Below are 15544 nucleotides of genomic sequence, written 5' to 3'. Positions count from 1 at the left end.
CAAGCCTGTTTCCCGGAGCCCTCTCTCGCGTGCGGACGATCAGAAGCGGGCCTGCCCCCGGTGCAAGGGGGCGCAGCCCCGCGCGCATGCGCGGCTTGCCCTTGCACCGGGGGCGGGGCTGCTTCAGGCAGCACATAGCGAGAGAGGGCTCCGGGACACAGGCGCTGCCCTGTTTGCTGGTGACTCTTGAAGCATTGATCGCGCGCCGAAGGCGCGCGCGGATCGCCCCGCGCCAGCGGGACGAAATCCCTCTCTAGGCGCCCATGACAAAATCCGTCAGTAATCGCGCTCGAAAAACACGCCGATCCCGCTCGATCCATCTGATCCCAACCGCCCGCGCACCGTCACATCCGGTGTCACAGTCAGGTTGAGGTTGATCTCGCTGTCGCCCTTGGCGTTGACGGTCACGTCGCTGTAGATGTTCTCGCCCAGATAGGCGCCGACGCGCGCCTGCGCGGTGCCGTCATCCGCCGTGCCGACGTCCAGATCGGACACACCCAATCCGCCACGCAGCGACTCCGTCAGGCCAAGCCCGCCACGACCGGACAGCGTCCGGATGGCAGAGGCAAGCTGCACCGCTTGCAGGGCCGACAGTTCTGTCACCGACCGCCCGAACAGGAAAAAGGACAGCGCCTCATCCTCGGGCAACTGCGGCGACGACCCCACCGACAGCTCCGGAGAAGAGGCCGGCCCCTCGATAGTGATGGTGATATCGGTGTCCTCAACCCGCGTGGTGGCCACAAAGCGGATCACCGGGTCGAAACTGCCGCGCAGGAACACCGACCCCTCGGTCAGGTCCAGCCGCCGCCCCAGCAGGTCCAGCCGCCCCCGGATCAGGTCGAACTGGCCAACCGGCACGACGTTTGCCGTGGTCCCCGACAACCGCAGGGTTCCACCCAATTCCGCGTCCAGACCACGCCCCCGCACAAAGATCCGGTTATCGGCCTGTACGGTCAGGTCCAGCGGATAGGGCCGCGCCGTGGTGCCGCCCGCTCCGGCGCCCTGCTGCGCCTTGTCCAGTCCGGCGAATTGCAGGGTCAACTGCACGTCACGCGGCGCGTTTACATGCTTCAACCCGTCCAGCGAGGTGTAGCTGGACCCGATATCCGGAATGCGCGCTTCGACAGTGCCAAGGTCCACCACGCCGCCGATCACCGCCCCGCCGATCAGCGGTCCGTCGACGCGCACCTGCCCGTTGGCCGTGGTTTCAAAAAGACCCGCCTGCTGCAGGACCGCCTGCCGCAACTCCAGAAGAAGACCGGCGTTGAACGGCGGCGACAGCGTCACCGGCCCGGTCAGCACAACCTGCCCGCCACTGTTCAGGCTTCCGCCAAAGTTCAGCTCGGCCCGTCCACCGGTCAGCCGCGCCTGCCCCGACAGATCGTTCAGGACGATGGCTTGCGCCGGGGCAGCAAAGCGCGCGCCATTGGTCGACACGCTGCCCGACAGCGCCGCCAGCGACGGCGCGCCATTCATCAGCAGATCGAATTGCGCCACGCCGGTCACCACCTGCGGCGCAATCGACCCGTTGGCCAGCGACAGCGGCGCCGACCCGTTCAGCGACAGGTTCACCTGGCTGAAATCACCCGCTGCCGTCCCGCCAACCCGCGCCCCGATGCCGCCCGGCCCGGTGCCGTCCAGCGCCAGCCGCCAGGTGCCGTCCGCCTGAACCGCCGTGCCCGACACCCGCGCCGCGCCGGGCAATTCGGGCACGATCACGCCAAGGTTGGGCAATGACACCTCCAACCGCAGGTCCGCGGCCGATCCCGGTCCATAGCTGCCGGTCACGTTGCCGTTCACGCCGCTCGCATCCAGCATCAGGCTGCTGATTTGCAAGGCCCCGCTGCCCGCGCGCACAAGATTGACATCCAGCCGCGAGGCCCCGCGCAGCAGCGGGTCCACCATCGCCTGCCCGATGCCCAGACCCTGTCCGCGCACCACCGCATCAAGATCCAGCGCACCGCTCTGCAAGGCGCCAGAGGCGGTCGCCTCGATCTGCGCCGCGCCGCTCAGCGGCATGTTTGCCAGCCGCGACAGCGGCGCCAGCGAGGCTACGCTGGCGGTCAACTGTCCCTCCACCCGGGGGCCGCCCTCGACCTCCGGATCAACCATGCCGGTGAACCGCGCGTCCACCACGCCGTCCAGCACAAGCTGTTCGATCCGGTAGAGCCCGGCATCCGTCCGCGCCAGATCCACGTCCAGCCGGGTGTCGCCGCTCAGCAGCGGATCGATGTCCGGCAGGTCCAGCGCCAGCCCGCGCCCCTGCACGAACCCGACCAGCGTCAGCGCCCCCTCAAGGATACCGCCATTGGCCGTGGCCTCGATCTGGGCCGAGCCGCGCAGCGGACGGCCCGCCAGACCGGACAGCGGGGCCAGAGAGGCGGTGCTGGCGGTCAACCGCCCGTCCACCTGCGGACCAAAATCGCTCTGCGGGGTCACCGTGCCGACAAACTGCGCGTCCACCGCGCCGTCCAGTTGCAGTTGATCGAACCGATAGGTGCCCTGCGCATCGCGTTCGAAACTGACGTCCAGCCGGGTTTCCCCCGCCAGCAGAGAGTCCACATCGTCCATGCCGATGCCCAGCCCCTGGCCGCTGACAAAACCGATGAGGGTTAGCGGCCCCTCGGTCACGCCGCCGTTGATCTGCGCCTCGACCTGCGCGGCCCCGCGCAGTGTCCGCCCCGCCAGTGCCGACAGCGGCGACAGCGAGGCCGTGCTGGCCGTCAGCGTGCCATTCACATCGGCCCCGCGCAGGCCCTTCGGGGTCACGGTGCCCTCATACCGGGCGTTCACCGCGCCGGTCAGTTGCAGCGGATCGAAGGTGATCGGCCCGTTTGCCGTGCGCGCCGCCGCGACACTCAGTTGTGTCCGGCCGCGCAACAGCGGATCGATCTCGGGCAGGCTCAGGCCGACGTCCTGCAATCCGCCCTCGGCGGTGATGCGAAAACTGGCTCCATCCACGCGGCCTTCGCCGGTCAGGGTGATCTGCCCTGCCCCGCTCAACTGCCGTCCGGCCAGATCGGAAAACCCGTCCAGCCGGGTCAGCGCCGCATCCAGCCGCCCGGCCAGAAACGGCACCTCGCCGCCCAGATCGACGGTGCCAAGGTAATCCAGCCGCCCCGCCTCGGCCAGCGTGCCCTGTGCCTCCAGCGACCAGACATCGCCCGCCTGTTCCGCCGCCAGCGTCAACACCGTCGGCCCGCTGAGGTCCGGCAGAACCACAGAGGTCTCCGTAATCCGCGCGGTCAGCGCCGCCGTGCTGGCACCCGTGGCAAAGCTGCCGCTGCCTTCGATCCGCGCCTGCGGCGACACCAGCAACAGCCGTTCCGCCCGCAATCCGGCCTCATCCCGAACCGCGCGCAGATCCAGCGTCGCCGCACCGGCGATCAGCGGATCCACCCGGTCGATACCGGTGCCAAGATCCCGCGTGGTGCCGTCGAACGACAGATCAAAGGCGCCTGTCACCGGGGTCGCCTGACCGCTGATGTTCAGTTCCGCAGCGCCACGCAGCGCCACCCCGGCAAGGGACGCAAACCGGCTCAGATCCTCCGCCGCAAGGCGCAGATCGGGCGCAATCACGGGGTTGAGTGTTTCCGCCTCATCAACGCTGATCGTCCCGGTCAGGCCGTAATCCGCGCCAGACAGGTCCAAGTCGCTGACAGTCAGCGGCTCGCCCTGCTGCCAGTCGAAATTCAGTGACCCGCGCAGGCTCTCGCCCAGCGCCTCGGCCAACGCCGGATCGGCGGGGGCCAGTTCGGCGGCGACAAGGCGGACCGCACCTGTCACCTGGCTGGTCTCGCGGACAATCTCGCCAGAGGCATTCAGGCGCAGCGCCCCGGCTGCCCCCAGTTCAGAGGTCAGGCGTTCCCCATCCAGCGCCAGTTGCCACGCGTTGCTGCGGCTCGCGTCAAAGGTGGCGGATAGCACCGAGCCGCCCAGATAGACCTTTTGCCCCGGCAGCGGCAGCAGAACCTCTTCGCCTTCGGGCGGCACGATCTGTCCCGACAGGTCCAGCCGCTGAGGCCAGCCGTCGCTGCCGATCTCGGCGCTGCCCTGCAAGCGCAGCGCCTCGGCCTGCAGGTCAAGGTCCTGCAGTTCCAGCGCGCCATCGCCACGGCGCAGCGCCTCGGCCTTCAGGGAAATGTCGCGGCCAAGAAACTCGCGGTAGTCCGGCGCCAGCAGCGGCGCCAGATCGCCGCCGATGTCGAGCGACAGCCGCTGCGTGTCCGCATCTCCATCAGCACGCAGAACGACCTCACCGGCCAGCCGTTCCTGCCCGTCGGTCGCCAGCCGCAGGTTCGCGGCGAAATCGTCGATCGGCGCGTCGCCCGTCACGCTCAGCACAACCGATGGTTCGCCCGGCAGGCCCAGCTTGCGCGACACAAGCCCGCCCGCCGGTTCCTCAAACCTTGTATCCAGCTTCAGAACCCGCGACGCGTTGCTGTAGGCCCCCGACAAACGCAGCGATCCGCCCGCGTCCAGCCGCTGCACCGTCAGCTCTGCGTCGCCCTCACCGCCGGACAGCTGGGCCTTGCCCAGCACCTGAAACACCAGTTCCTCACCGGCGATGGGCGCGCCCAGAACAACTTCGGCAAGCGACAGATCGGCCAGCCGCAAGGACACTGGCAGATCCGGCAGGCTGAACGGGCTGCGCGCTTCTGGTGTTGGCGGCGCGTCTTCGGACACCGTGACCGGCAGGCGTGGAATTTCAATCCGGGCGGCGCTGATCTCGTCGATTTCGACCGCACCGCGCAACAGCGCGCCGCGCGTCCAGATCATCGCCACGTCCGTCATGGTCAGCCAGACGCCGTCCTCGTCGGCCACCGTGATTTCCGCGATGGTGGCGCGCGAACTCAACGCGCCTTCAAAGCCAACGATCCGCACTTCGCGCCCGGCCTCGGACAGCGCATCCTCCAGCAGGCCCTGGATATAGCCACGGTCATCCTCCTGCGCGAAACCGGCCAGAGGCCAGATCAGCAGCAGTACAAAAACTCTCAAGAAGCGCATCAGAATGCCTGTCCGATCCCGATATAGATCTGCACACCTTCGCCGGTATCCCCGGCCACCGGCCCTGCCACGTCGAACCGGATCGGCCCGACCGGCGTGTCGTAACGCAGGCCCAGACCCGCGCCCGCGTGCCAATCGCCGTCCCCGTCCGGGAAACTGTTGGCGCCGACGAAACCCGCATCAGCAAAGCCCACGACGCCGATGCTGTCGGTGACATCCACCCGCACCTCGGTCGACAGCCCCGCAAAACTGCGCCCGCCCAGACGAGTGCCGCTGTAATCCGCATCCAGCGAGCGGTAGGGCTGGCCGCGCACGGTACCGCCGCCGCCCGAATACAGCAGGAAGTCCGGCGGCGCATCCGCCGCATCCGGCCCCACAAGCCCGGCCAATTGCAACCGCCCGGCAAGGACAACCCCCTCATCCGCGCCAAAGGCGCGGTAGCCACGGATGTCGACGGCATAGCGCGCGCCGTATTCGCCGATGTTCGTGATGCTGAACGGCTCCAGTTCGGTCCGCATGTAGAACCCTTCGGTCGCGTTCAGCGGATCGTCACGCCGGTCCACCGTCACCGCCGCCGGAAAGCTGAGCACCGTCAGCAGGCGCACGGGATCGCCCGGCAGATACAGGTCCGTGACCTCGGACCGGGTATAGGAAATCCCCAACTCCCCGGACACCTGATCCGAAAACTCGCGCGTGACCCCGGTGCCCAGCGAGAACCTCTTTTCGATGTAATCCGGCTCATCATCATAGCCGAGGCCTGCGGTGGCAAAGAACATCGTATCGGCCCCGTAGACCGCCGGTTTCTCGAACCGGGCGATGATGTCGTAGTCCGGATTGGAATCCACACTGCCCAGTTGCTGAACCTCTCCGCTGATGCGGAACCGTTCCGCGCCGCCGAACAGGTTGCGGTGCAGCCAGAACCCCGACAGCATCACCCCATCGGTCGAGGACAGCTCGGCGCCAAAGCCAAATCGGCGCGGTTTGCGATCCGTGACTTCGATCAGGATATCCATGCTGCCATCGGGCGCGACCTGCTCTGCTTCGGTCAGGGTCACCGCGCGGAATGTACCGGTCGTCCGCAGGCGCGAGGCGGCTTTTTCTACCTCTTCGGGGTCAAAGATCTCTCCTCGTGGGATACCGGCGATCTGGCGGATGCGGGCGGCTTTGACCGCGCTTTCGGATGTCACGATCACATCGCCGAACCGCAGCTTTTCACCGGTCGACATCCGCAGGCTGACGTCCAGTCGCGCCGCCGAATGCCGCGCCGTGATATCCTGACCGATGACCTCGGCCTTGGCATAGCCCAGCGCCCGCCAGCCGGACACCGCCGCCAGAGCCGCGTCGCGCACCACCGTCGCCCGGGCGATCTCTCCGCGTTTGAATTCCTCGGGCAGTTCCACCCGCTTGTGTTTCGGCGTGACCTCGGTCCGGCCAAATTTGAACTGCGGTCCGGGATCGACGATCACGTTGATCTGCTGCACGCTCTGCGGCGCCTCGAACGGCGGGATCAGCGCGGCCTCGCGCCCGTCCAGCGTGATGCGCACCGTGCTGGAGTAATAGCCCTGCGCATAAAGCGCCTCTACCACGCGGGTATAGTCGCTCTGCGCGGCGGCCAGCAGGTCCTGCGTGGTGGTGCTGTCCTCACCTTCGAGAGTGGCAAGGATCGAGGCGTTTTTTATGGCGGAACGGACGGTCTCGTCATCGGTTCCCATGACGGAAAAATTGACCCGATCGAAACTGGCCGCAGGCACCGGAAGCAACAGGAACGCCCCGGCGACGGCCACAAAAACACCTTGACGAAACGGGCCGCGCAAGCCACCCGCCCTTCGGGCGCGACTGCCGCGCGCCAAACGCATATCTAGACGTTGCCCCATGACACCACCCTATAAGATGTAGCGCCGCCGGAAAGGGACATCTGCAACCTGTCCCACAATTCGGCGTGATCCTGCGCCACCCCTAACCACAGCCTAGCGCGGATAAAAAGCAGGGAAACAGCAAAATGATGCAGGGCGGCGCTACAGCGCGGATTCAGGCGTTGTTCTGCCGGGCATGGGCCTTGAACGCCTCGACATCTGCCGGATCGGGCTGCACGCCGGTGAAACAGAAGAGGTAGCCCTCGACCCGCTTCAGCCGGTCCTCCAGCGTCTCGCCCAGATCCAGCGCGTAATAGCCGATCTGTTGATAATACAGGACACGGGCGCGGATATCGGCTTCGGCCTCGGCATAGCCGTGCCGCACGAACATGGCGGCGATCGCGGATTGACGGGCGCGGTCGGCACGGTCGACCGCCTGCCGGACCCCGTCATCGCGGCGCGCCCATTCCCGCACCGCGAAATCCAGCCGGTGATTGAACCCGTCCGGGTCGATCACGCAGCCAAAGAAATTGTTCACCGCCTGCGTGATGGTCCCGGCGGGCAAACCGGCGTGGCGGATCATGGCGCCGGTGTTGGTCCGGTCCCATTCGGCCAATAGCTGGTCCAGCAGATCCCGGCGGCTTTTGAAGTACCAGTAAAAGGAAGAGCGCGAGACGCCAAGACGGGTGCCGATGGTCAGCACCTTGACCGATTGCACGCCATCGCGGACCAACACCTCCATCGACGCGCGCAGCCAGTCTTCGCGCGTGACCTTGATGTTGCCGGGCAGCGTTTCGGGCTGCGTATCGGGGTCTTTGTCGGTCATCTCAATCCGTGGGCGCGGCGCCCCCCTCCGCGGTGCGTTCGGTGATAAAGACGTCCAGCGCGCCGATGCGGTCCTCCTTCGCGCAGGCGGGCGTGCGATGCGCCGACAGGATATCCTGCCACAGCGCTTCGGCCCGCGCATTGGCGTCCAGCCCGCCCCGTTCCGTCCAGGTGCCGAAATTCGACCAATCCGCCACCAGCGGCTCATAGAACGCCGTCGCATAGCGTTCCATCGTATGCGCGCAGCCAAAGAAGTGCCCGCCCGGCTGCACCTCTGCCAGCGCGTCAAAACCGATTTCAGCGTCGTCCGAAGGGGTTGCGGCGCAGAGTTCCGCCATGACCTGAACCATCTCCATGTCGGTGATGAATTTCTCGTAAGAGACGGTCAGCCCGCCCTCGATCCAGCCTGCCGCGTGGATGATGATGCTGGCCCCCGACAGCAGCGCACCCCAGGCGCTGATCTCTGTCTCATGCGCGGCCTGCGCGTCATTGGTATTGGCCGCACATCCGGCGGCGTTGCGCCACGGCAGGCCCACCAGCCGCGCCAACTGCCCGGCGGCAAGGCTCGCCTTGACCTGTTCGGGCGTGCCAAAGGCGGGCGCGCCGCTTTTCATGTCCACGTTCGACGCAAAGGCCCCGTAACAGACCGGCGCTCCGGGGTTCGCCAATTGTGTCAAGGTGATCCCGGCCAAAGCCTCGGCATGGCTGAGGGTGATCGCCCCGGCCACCGTCACCGGCGCCATCGCCCCCATCAGGCAGAACGGCGTCACGACAGAGGGCTGCCCGTGGCGTGCGAAATCGATCAGCCCCTGCGCCATGGGAATGTCGATCTGGCGCGGCGAATTGGTGTTGATGATCGTATAGCAGTGCGGCTGCGCCCGGAACGCATCGTCCGACAGCCCGCGAAAGCCCGCAATCATCTGAAAACCGTCCAGCGCCTGCCCGGTCCCACGCGAAAAGACAAAGGGCACCTTGTCCGAAACCGTCAACTGCATCCGGGTAAAGGCGTAATGGCGCAGGTGTACGGGGATATCCTGCGGCTCCACCCCCGGCGACAGCATCTGGATCGCGTCGAAGTGCTGGACCAGCTTGGTCAGTTCCTCCACATCGCGCAGGGTTCCCGGCCGCCGCCCGCGCAGCCTGTCCGAACAGTTGGGCGCCCCCGCCCCGGACTGAAACGCAAGGCTGCCCAGTTGCATGTCCAGCGCCCGATCCGGCGCGCCACCGTGCAGGGTGAACCGGCGCGGCGCGCTTGCCAGCGCCGCCGCCACGATCTCGCGCCCGATGCGGACCATCTGGCTGTCCTCGTCAACGATGGCACCGGCCTGCGCGAACAGCTTGCGCGCCTCGGGCAGCAACACCTTGATACCCAACTCCTCCAGCACCCGCAGGGCAGTATCGTGGATCGCCGCCACCCGGTCATCGGAGAACACCGTCTGCGGGGTAAAGGGGTTGGTCAGCTGCCGATAGTTGACCTCTCGCTTGGCCGTCGGCGCATCGCCTCCGCGTTTGCGGCGGCGACGGCCCGTGTTTTCGCTGAGCGTGGCCATCAGGCGCTGACCGGCAGGCCGCGCATCGCGCGCCCCTGCGGATCATAGGGCGACGGCGCGATCACCCGCGCAGGACATTCGACGCCAACCACATGCACCGACAACTCGGTCCCCTCTGCCGCCGCATCCGCATTGACCATCGCCATGGCATAGCTTTTGCCCAGCGTATGCCCATAGCCGCCCGAGGTCACGAACCCGACCTTCTGCCCGTCCTTCCACACCGGCTCGAACCCGCTGGCATCGGCGTCCCGCGCATCCACTTCCAGAGTCACGACCCGCCGCTTGGCCCCGGCCTCGCGTTCAGCCAGCGCCGCCTCGCGCCCGATGAAATTGCCCTTGTCCCAGGCGATCCAGCGGTCCATGCCGGTCTCTCCGGGCGTGTAGCCTTGGGTGAATTCCGCCGACCAGATGCCAAAGCTCTTCTCAAGCCGCAAAGACAGCATGGCGTTGAAGCCGTATTCGCGCAGTTCATGTTCGGCCCCGGCCTGCAGCAGCAACTCGCGCAGCTTGATGTGGTCGCCGTAGCGCACGTTGATCTCGTACCCCAGCTCACCCGCCACCGACATGCGCGCCACCCGCGCCCGGAACAGGCCCACGTCCAGCGCCGCGCATCCCATGAACGGCAGGTCGTCCGCCCCTTCGCAGACCTTATCGATCACCGCCTTGGACCGCGGCCCGGTCAGCGCAAAGCCGCAGACCTCTTCGCCCAGATCGCGCACCGAAACGCCCGCCTCCATGTGATCTTCGAACCAGCGCAGGTGCCACTCGCGCAGGTAGTAGGACCCCATGATCCACCACGTCCCGTCATCCCAGTTGAACACCGTCAGGTCGCCTTTCAACCGGCCATCCTCGGCCAGCATCGGGGCCAGCTTCGCCCGCCCCGGCGCGGGCAGTTTCGACGCCATCAGCCGGTCCAGCCAGGCCTCGGCATTGGGGCCCGTGACCTCGAACCGCGAAAAGCCGGTGATATCAACCATGCCCACCTTTTCGCGCACGTGGCGGCATTCCGCGCCCACGACGTCAAAGGCGTTCGACCGTTTCAGCGTCGGGGTTTCGACAAATCCCTCCGGCGCGAAATACAGCGGCACCTCCAGATCCCAGCTGACACCCCAACGGCAGCCCGCCGCGCTCATCGCGGAATGCGCGGGCGACACCTTCAGCGGACGGCCCGCAGGCAATTGTTCGTTCGGATAGGTCATCACAAAGCGGCGGGAATAGAACTGCCCGGTGGTTTCCTTGATGTAGCGTTTGTTCTGCGCGTAATCGCCATAGCGCGCCACGTCCATCGACCAGGCGTCCGCCTCGGGGTGGCCGTGGATCATCCATTCCGCCAACGTCTTGCCGACGCCCCCGCCCTGCAGGAAGCCTGCCATCACCGCGCAGGCGCACCAATACCCGCGCTTGCCCCGCACCGGCCCGACCAGCGGGTTGCCATCGGGGGAAAAGGTAAACGCCCCGTTCACCCATGTCTTGATCCCGACATTCTCCAGCGCCGGATAGCGCTCATAGGCGCAGGTCAGTTCCTTTTCGATGCGGTCGGTCTGCTCCTGAAACAGCTCCATCCCGTAATCCCACGGCGCGCCGTCCATGGCCCAATGTTCGTGCTCCACCTCGTAGATGCCGACCAGCAGCCCCTTCTGGTCTTGCCGGGTATAGGTGAACCCCTCAAGGTCCACGGTCATCGGCACCTCGAAATCCAGTTCGGCGATTTCGGGCACGGTATCGGTGACAAAGTAATGGTGCTTCAGCGGCGACACCGGCAGTTCGACACCCGCCATGCGGCCCACCTGTTTCGCCCAAAGGCCGGCGGCGTTGACCACGTGTTCGCAGGTCACCGCGCCCTTGTCGGTCACCACCTTCCAGCCATCGGCGGTCTGTTCCAGCGCCTCGACCTTGGTGTGCTCGAAATAGCTGGCCCCGCGCTTCTTGGCCGCCTTGGCATAGGCATGCACGGTGCCGGTCGTGTCCAGATAGCCCTCGCGGTCCGCCCACATCGCGCCCAGAATGCCCTCGGTGGACATGATCGGGCAGCGTTTCTGCGCCTCTTCCGGGGTCAGCAACTCGCAGTCCTCGATGCCGATGGACTGAAACACGCGATAGGCCGATTGCAGCCACTCCCAGCGGTCCGGCGTCCCGGCCAGCGTCAGCCCGCCGGTCATGTGCAGGTTGATATCCTGCCCGGATTCCGCACCGATTTCTGACAAGAGGTCGATGGTATAGGCCTGCAGCGCGGCCATGTTCGGGTCCGCGTTCAGCGCATGGATGCCGCCCGCCGCGTGCCAGCTGGACCCCGCCGTCAGGACAGACCGTTCCAGCAGGCAGACATCGCTCCAGCCGAACTTGGCAAGGTGATAAAGGACGGACGCGCCAACGACGCCCCCGCCAATGATGACCACGCGGTAATGAGTGTTCATGAAAGCCTCCCCGAAGCGCTGTTTAACAGCAGCCTAGGAAGACGGATCGCGAGTCACTAGACAGAAATGTCCAGAACCTTGTCCATTGGCGACATGATGCACCGCGCAATCCGCGTTGCAGGCGGAAAACGCACCCCTGATTTGGGTGGCCTGCGCCCCTCTCAGATCACCTCGGGCGCATCCGCCGGGTCATCCTCCACGTCGGGTTCGTCCAGCGCGGCCCATTTCTCTGCCCCCGACACCATCAACTGCTCATACAGCCCTCCGGGATCGAAGGCACCCACCGGCAAGGCCGGAGCCGGATCCGGTTCCGGGTCTGGCACCGGGTCTGGCACTGGGTCTGGCACTGGGTCTGGCAGCGGGTCTGGCAGCGGGTCTGGCACCGGGTCAGGACTTGGCGCGGGATCGGACGGGGAGGTCCCCCAATACCCCGTCGCGCCCGTCAACAGCTGCTGGTAAGCCCCGCCCACGCCAAATGGATCGGGGGCCGGGTCAACCGGGTCGGGGTCTGGCAGGACGGGGTCCGGATCAGAAGATCCGGTATCATTTGGGGCGGGATCAACAGGGGCAGGATCGACAGGATCAGGCTCCGCTGGATCAGGTTCCACCGGATCGGGATCGACTGGGTCGGGCACCTCTGGCTCAGGGTCCACCGGATCGGGATCCTCAACCTCCGGATCCTCCACCCTTTCACCGTCAACAATCTTGTATTGCTGCGTCACATATTCCCGCAAAATCCAGTCCGTATAGGGCGGACGCAGGGCACCCTCGTCGTCGATCACGACCTCGTCATAGGCGGCATAGGTCTCAAAGATCGACGTCACCAGCGCCGCCTCTTCCGGCGACAGGTTCACCGCCGCCTCGGCGCTATCATAGCTCTGGAACCGCATCACCGTCACGTCGCCGCCGTAGAGGGGCAAGGCCTCTTCGATCAACTCGGACACCTGCACATGATCCGAATGTTCGCCGGGGCCGGATTCATCCTGCAACAGAATTTCTTCCGGAGCATGTCGTGCCATCAGCGCGCCGATCACATCGGTCAGTTCGTCTACCGAATAGCTGGTCGCGCCGTCCACGGTGCTCACCCGGTCCACCGTCCCGTCCAGCAGCAGTTCAAGGCTTTGGTTGTCATAGGTGATCGTGCCGTCACCATCGTCGCCATCGGGCGTGCGCAGGAAATACAGCCGCACCCCCGGCGCGCTGTCCAGATAGCTACTCACTACCTCCCGCGCAGTGCCGTCCACGTCCAGCGTCACCACCTCATCGACCCAGTCATTGACGCCCGCCATCTGGGCATAGGCCGCCTTGACCCCTGCCTCGCGCGCGCCCCAGTAATAGAAATCACCGCCCGCATCGCCCGCCGTCACATAGACCGTGGTCATGGGATCGCCCGCCGCAATGGTTTCGGCGATGGTAGGGTTCATGAACAGCAGGTCATCGTCCTGGTGGGCGACAATCGCCATGTCCCCACCGGCAAGCGCGGGGCTGGTTGCTGTCATCTCAAGATCAATCACCTCGGGATCGAAGACCGTCCCCGGCCCTCTCAGATCCTCCACCGGCAGGCGCAGCGGCACCACCCCCTGCGCAGAGGCCAGGACGACACCCTCCTTTGACACGGTCATCATTCCGCTGTCGTCGATCTCGGCGGAAAAGATGGCGGTTTCCCCGGCCACCAGCGCATCGGCCGCCGTCACCTCGTAGGTCACGCCGTCCTGCGTCAGGGAAAACCGAACGTCATCCGATGCGCCCAACTGCCCGAACACCAGCCGCGCCTCGTCTCCCTCTTCCCCCAGGGCGACCCATGGCTGCGACGCCCCCGCGCCCAGCGCGTCATACCGCAGGGCGACGTCGATCCGCAGCGGCCCGGTAAAGCCATGATCACCAACAGGCAGCACCATCTGTCAGGGTCTTTCCTTGTCGAAGGCGGCCATCGCCGATGGCCGTGTGTTTGTGGTCCCGGACACCTCATCGCCCGGATTTCGCCAAAATTCGGCCACACTCGAAAACGCGGTCAAACTACACGGCAGGCCCTCGATGGCTCCGGTAATCCCCCAAGGAGACTGGAAACAGTCTGTTCTCGATCCGATTGACAAACGGTCGACGGGATTTCGGCGGATTGTCTCGCGGGTCTGACCGCGGGAAATCGGCCCCGGGCCGCTTTAAGAGCCCAGTGCCCTGCCCCCGAATCGCCGGACCTGCGCATGGGCGCCTCAACGCTCAAAGAGCAGGCGACACAAAGTAAAACGGGCCCCCGTGGGAGGCCCGTTTCCTAACGAAACGTGAATTCGCCTCTGGAAGTGGTTGAAGTCGTTACGTCAACTTCTTGTCCACGCGTGGACACCCCTTTCCGGCACCCTCAGCCCAGATCGCCGGGCAGCAGTGCGTCAGGGAAGTTCTGATAGCAGACCGGCCGCAGGAAGCGCCGGATCGCCATGGTCCCCACAGAGGTCGCGCCAAAGTTGGTCGAGGCCGGGTAAGGCCCGCCATGCACCATCGTGTCGGCCACCTCCACGCCGGTCGGGAACCCGTTTACCAGCAGGCGACCGGCCTTGCGCTCCAGCACCGGCATCAGCCGCTGCGCCAGCGCCGTGTCGCCGTCGTCCATGTGCAGCGTACAGGTCAGCTGCCCCTCGAACCCGCGCGCCAACTCCTCCATCTCTTCCGCGCCAGACACCCGCACGACCAGACCCAGCGGCCCAAAGACCTCTTCGCCCAGCGCATGATCCTGCAGGTAATTCGCCGCATCGGTTTCATAAAGGTTGGGCGAGGCATTGCGCCCTTCGCTGCTGGTCACCATCACCGGCTTGACCGCGTTGCGCCCGTCAAAGCGCGACTTGCCGTCCTTGTAGGCCGAAGCGATGCCATCGGTCAGCATGCATTGGGTCGTGACCCCCTTAAGCGCCTCTGCCGCCGCCTGAACAAAGGCGTCGCCCTCGGCCCCGGTCTGTACGACCGCGATGCCCGGATTGGTGCAGAACTGGCCCGCGCCCATGGTCAGCGACCCGGCCCAGCCGGTGCCGATGGCCGCCCCGCGCGCCTTGACCGCCTCGGGCAGCAGGAACATCGGGTTGACGCTGCCCAACTCGCCGAAGAACGGGATCGGTTCCGGCCGCTGCGCGCAGAGATCGAACAGCGCCCGACCGCCGCCCAGAGAGCCGGTGAAGCCCACGGCGCGGATCAGCGGATGCTGTACCAGCGCCGTGCCCACGTCCCGCTTGCCGCCCTGAATCAGGCTGAAGACGCCTTTGGGCATACCGGTCTTTTCGATGGCCGCAAAAATGGCCTCGGCCACGATTTCACCGGTGCCCGGATGGGCCGAATGCCCCTTCACCACCACCGGACATCCCGCCGCCAGCGCGCTGGCCGTGTCGCCGCCCGCCGTCGAAAACGCCAGCGGAAAGTTCGACGCGCCAAAGACCGCAACGGGGCCGATGGGGCGCTGCACCATCTTCAGGTCGGGGCGCGGCAACGGCTGCCGATCCGGCAGCGCCTCATCGTGGCGACGGTCCAGATACTCCCCCTTCAGGATATGCGACGCGAACAGCCGCAACTGACCCACGGTGCGGCCGCGCTCCCCTTGCAGGCGGGCTTCGGGCAGGCCGGTTTCCTGAGTGCCGATTTCGGTGATGGCCTCTCCGCGCGCGTCGATCTCATCGGCGATGGCGTTCAGAAACGCGGCGCGCGCTTCACGGGTGGAATAGCCGTAGGACCAGAACGCCTCTTCGGCGGCCTGACAGGCGCGATCCACCAGCGCGGGCGTACCAACGCTGTAGTCATGCGCCGGGCCATGCGCTGGCTCGGAGGTGAAGGTGGTCTCTCCCGCGACCCACTCTCCAGCGATCAGGTGCTTGCCGTGGGGGGTGAAAACGGATTTATCGAGCATGGAATATCCTTT

At 66.1% G+C, this 15544-nt stretch carries 7 protein-coding genes; all 7 read right to left on the bottom strand.

Annotation, left to right across the window (positions count from 1 at the left end; all coding sequences use genetic code 11):
* Positions 1-276: 276 nt before the first annotated feature.
* The 7 genes from ACTXGA_RS13340 to ACTXGA_RS13310 all read right to left on the bottom strand — a co-directional run bounded on the left by ACTXGA_RS13340 (position 277) and on the right by ACTXGA_RS13310 (position 15532).
* Positions 277-5007: a translocation/assembly module TamB domain-containing protein gene (locus ACTXGA_RS13340; protein ID WP_443394392.1), complete on the bottom strand. Its 4731-nt coding sequence runs from the start codon at positions 5005-5007 to the stop codon at positions 277-279.
* Positions 5007-6821 carry an autotransporter assembly complex protein TamA gene (locus tag ACTXGA_RS13335; protein WP_443394390.1) on the bottom strand — a complete coding sequence of 605 codons (1815 nt, stop codon included), beginning with the start codon at positions 6819-6821 and terminating at the stop codon, positions 5007-5009. Before ACTXGA_RS13335 ends, ACTXGA_RS13340 begins: the two co-directional genes overlap by 1 nt.
* A 214-nt stretch (positions 6822-7035) precedes the next feature.
* Entirely contained in the window at positions 7036-7686 is a 651-nt protein-coding gene (locus tag ACTXGA_RS13330) for a TetR/AcrR family transcriptional regulator (RefSeq protein WP_443394389.1), read from the bottom strand.
* A 1-nt stretch (position 7687) separates the two neighbouring features.
* On the bottom strand, positions 7688-9235 hold the full coding sequence (locus tag ACTXGA_RS13325; protein WP_443394387.1) for a trimethylamine methyltransferase family protein: 1548 nt from the start codon (positions 9233-9235) through the stop codon (positions 7688-7690).
* The gene (locus tag ACTXGA_RS13320; protein ID WP_443394385.1) at positions 9235-11649 is read right to left on the bottom strand and encodes a GcvT family protein; all 2415 of its coding nucleotides are present in this window, start codon (positions 11647-11649) and stop codon (positions 9235-9237) included. The genes ACTXGA_RS13325 and ACTXGA_RS13320 overlap by 1 nt, the downstream gene beginning before the upstream one ends.
* A gap of 161 nt (positions 11650-11810) precedes the next feature.
* Positions 11811-13547 (bottom strand): PIG-L family deacetylase, encoded by a 1737-nt coding sequence (locus ACTXGA_RS13315; RefSeq protein ID WP_443394383.1) that lies wholly within the window; start codon positions 13545-13547, stop codon positions 11811-11813.
* A 458-nt stretch (positions 13548-14005) separates the two neighbouring features.
* The gene (locus tag ACTXGA_RS13310) at positions 14006-15532 is read right to left on the bottom strand and encodes an aldehyde dehydrogenase (NADP(+)) (protein ID WP_443394381.1); all 1527 of its coding nucleotides are present in this window, start codon (positions 15530-15532) and stop codon (positions 14006-14008) included.
* Positions 15533-15544: the final 12 nt, after the last annotated feature.

The sequence above is a fragment of the Antarctobacter jejuensis genome (genome assembly GCF_052266595.1).
Classification (GTDB): domain Bacteria; phylum Pseudomonadota; class Alphaproteobacteria; order Rhodobacterales; family Rhodobacteraceae; genus Antarctobacter; species Antarctobacter jejuensis.
The sequence above is the reverse complement of the archived record's forward strand: the minus strand, read 5'-3'. Positions and strand labels throughout refer to the sequence as shown.

Coding starts and splice junctions, on each gene's coding strand:
- ACTXGA_RS13340 (WP_443394392.1), bottom strand. CDS start 5,007: ATGCGCTTCTTGAGAGTTTTTGTACTGCTGCTGATCTGGCCTCTGGCC.
- ACTXGA_RS13330 (WP_443394389.1), bottom strand. CDS start 7,686: ATGACCGACAAAGACCCCGATACGCAGCCCGAAACGCTGCCCGGCAAC.
- ACTXGA_RS13325 (WP_443394387.1), bottom strand. CDS start 9,235: ATGGCCACGCTCAGCGAAAACACGGGCCGTCGCCGCCGCAAACGCGGA.
- ACTXGA_RS13320 (WP_443394385.1), bottom strand. CDS start 11,649: ATGAACACTCATTACCGCGTGGTCATCATTGGCGGGGGCGTCGTTGGC.
- ACTXGA_RS13315 (WP_443394383.1), bottom strand. CDS start 13,547: ATGGTGCTGCCTGTTGGTGATCATGGCTTTACCGGGCCGCTGCGGATC.
- ACTXGA_RS13310 (WP_443394381.1), bottom strand. CDS start 15,532: ATGCTCGATAAATCCGTTTTCACCCCCCACGGCAAGCACCTGATCGCT.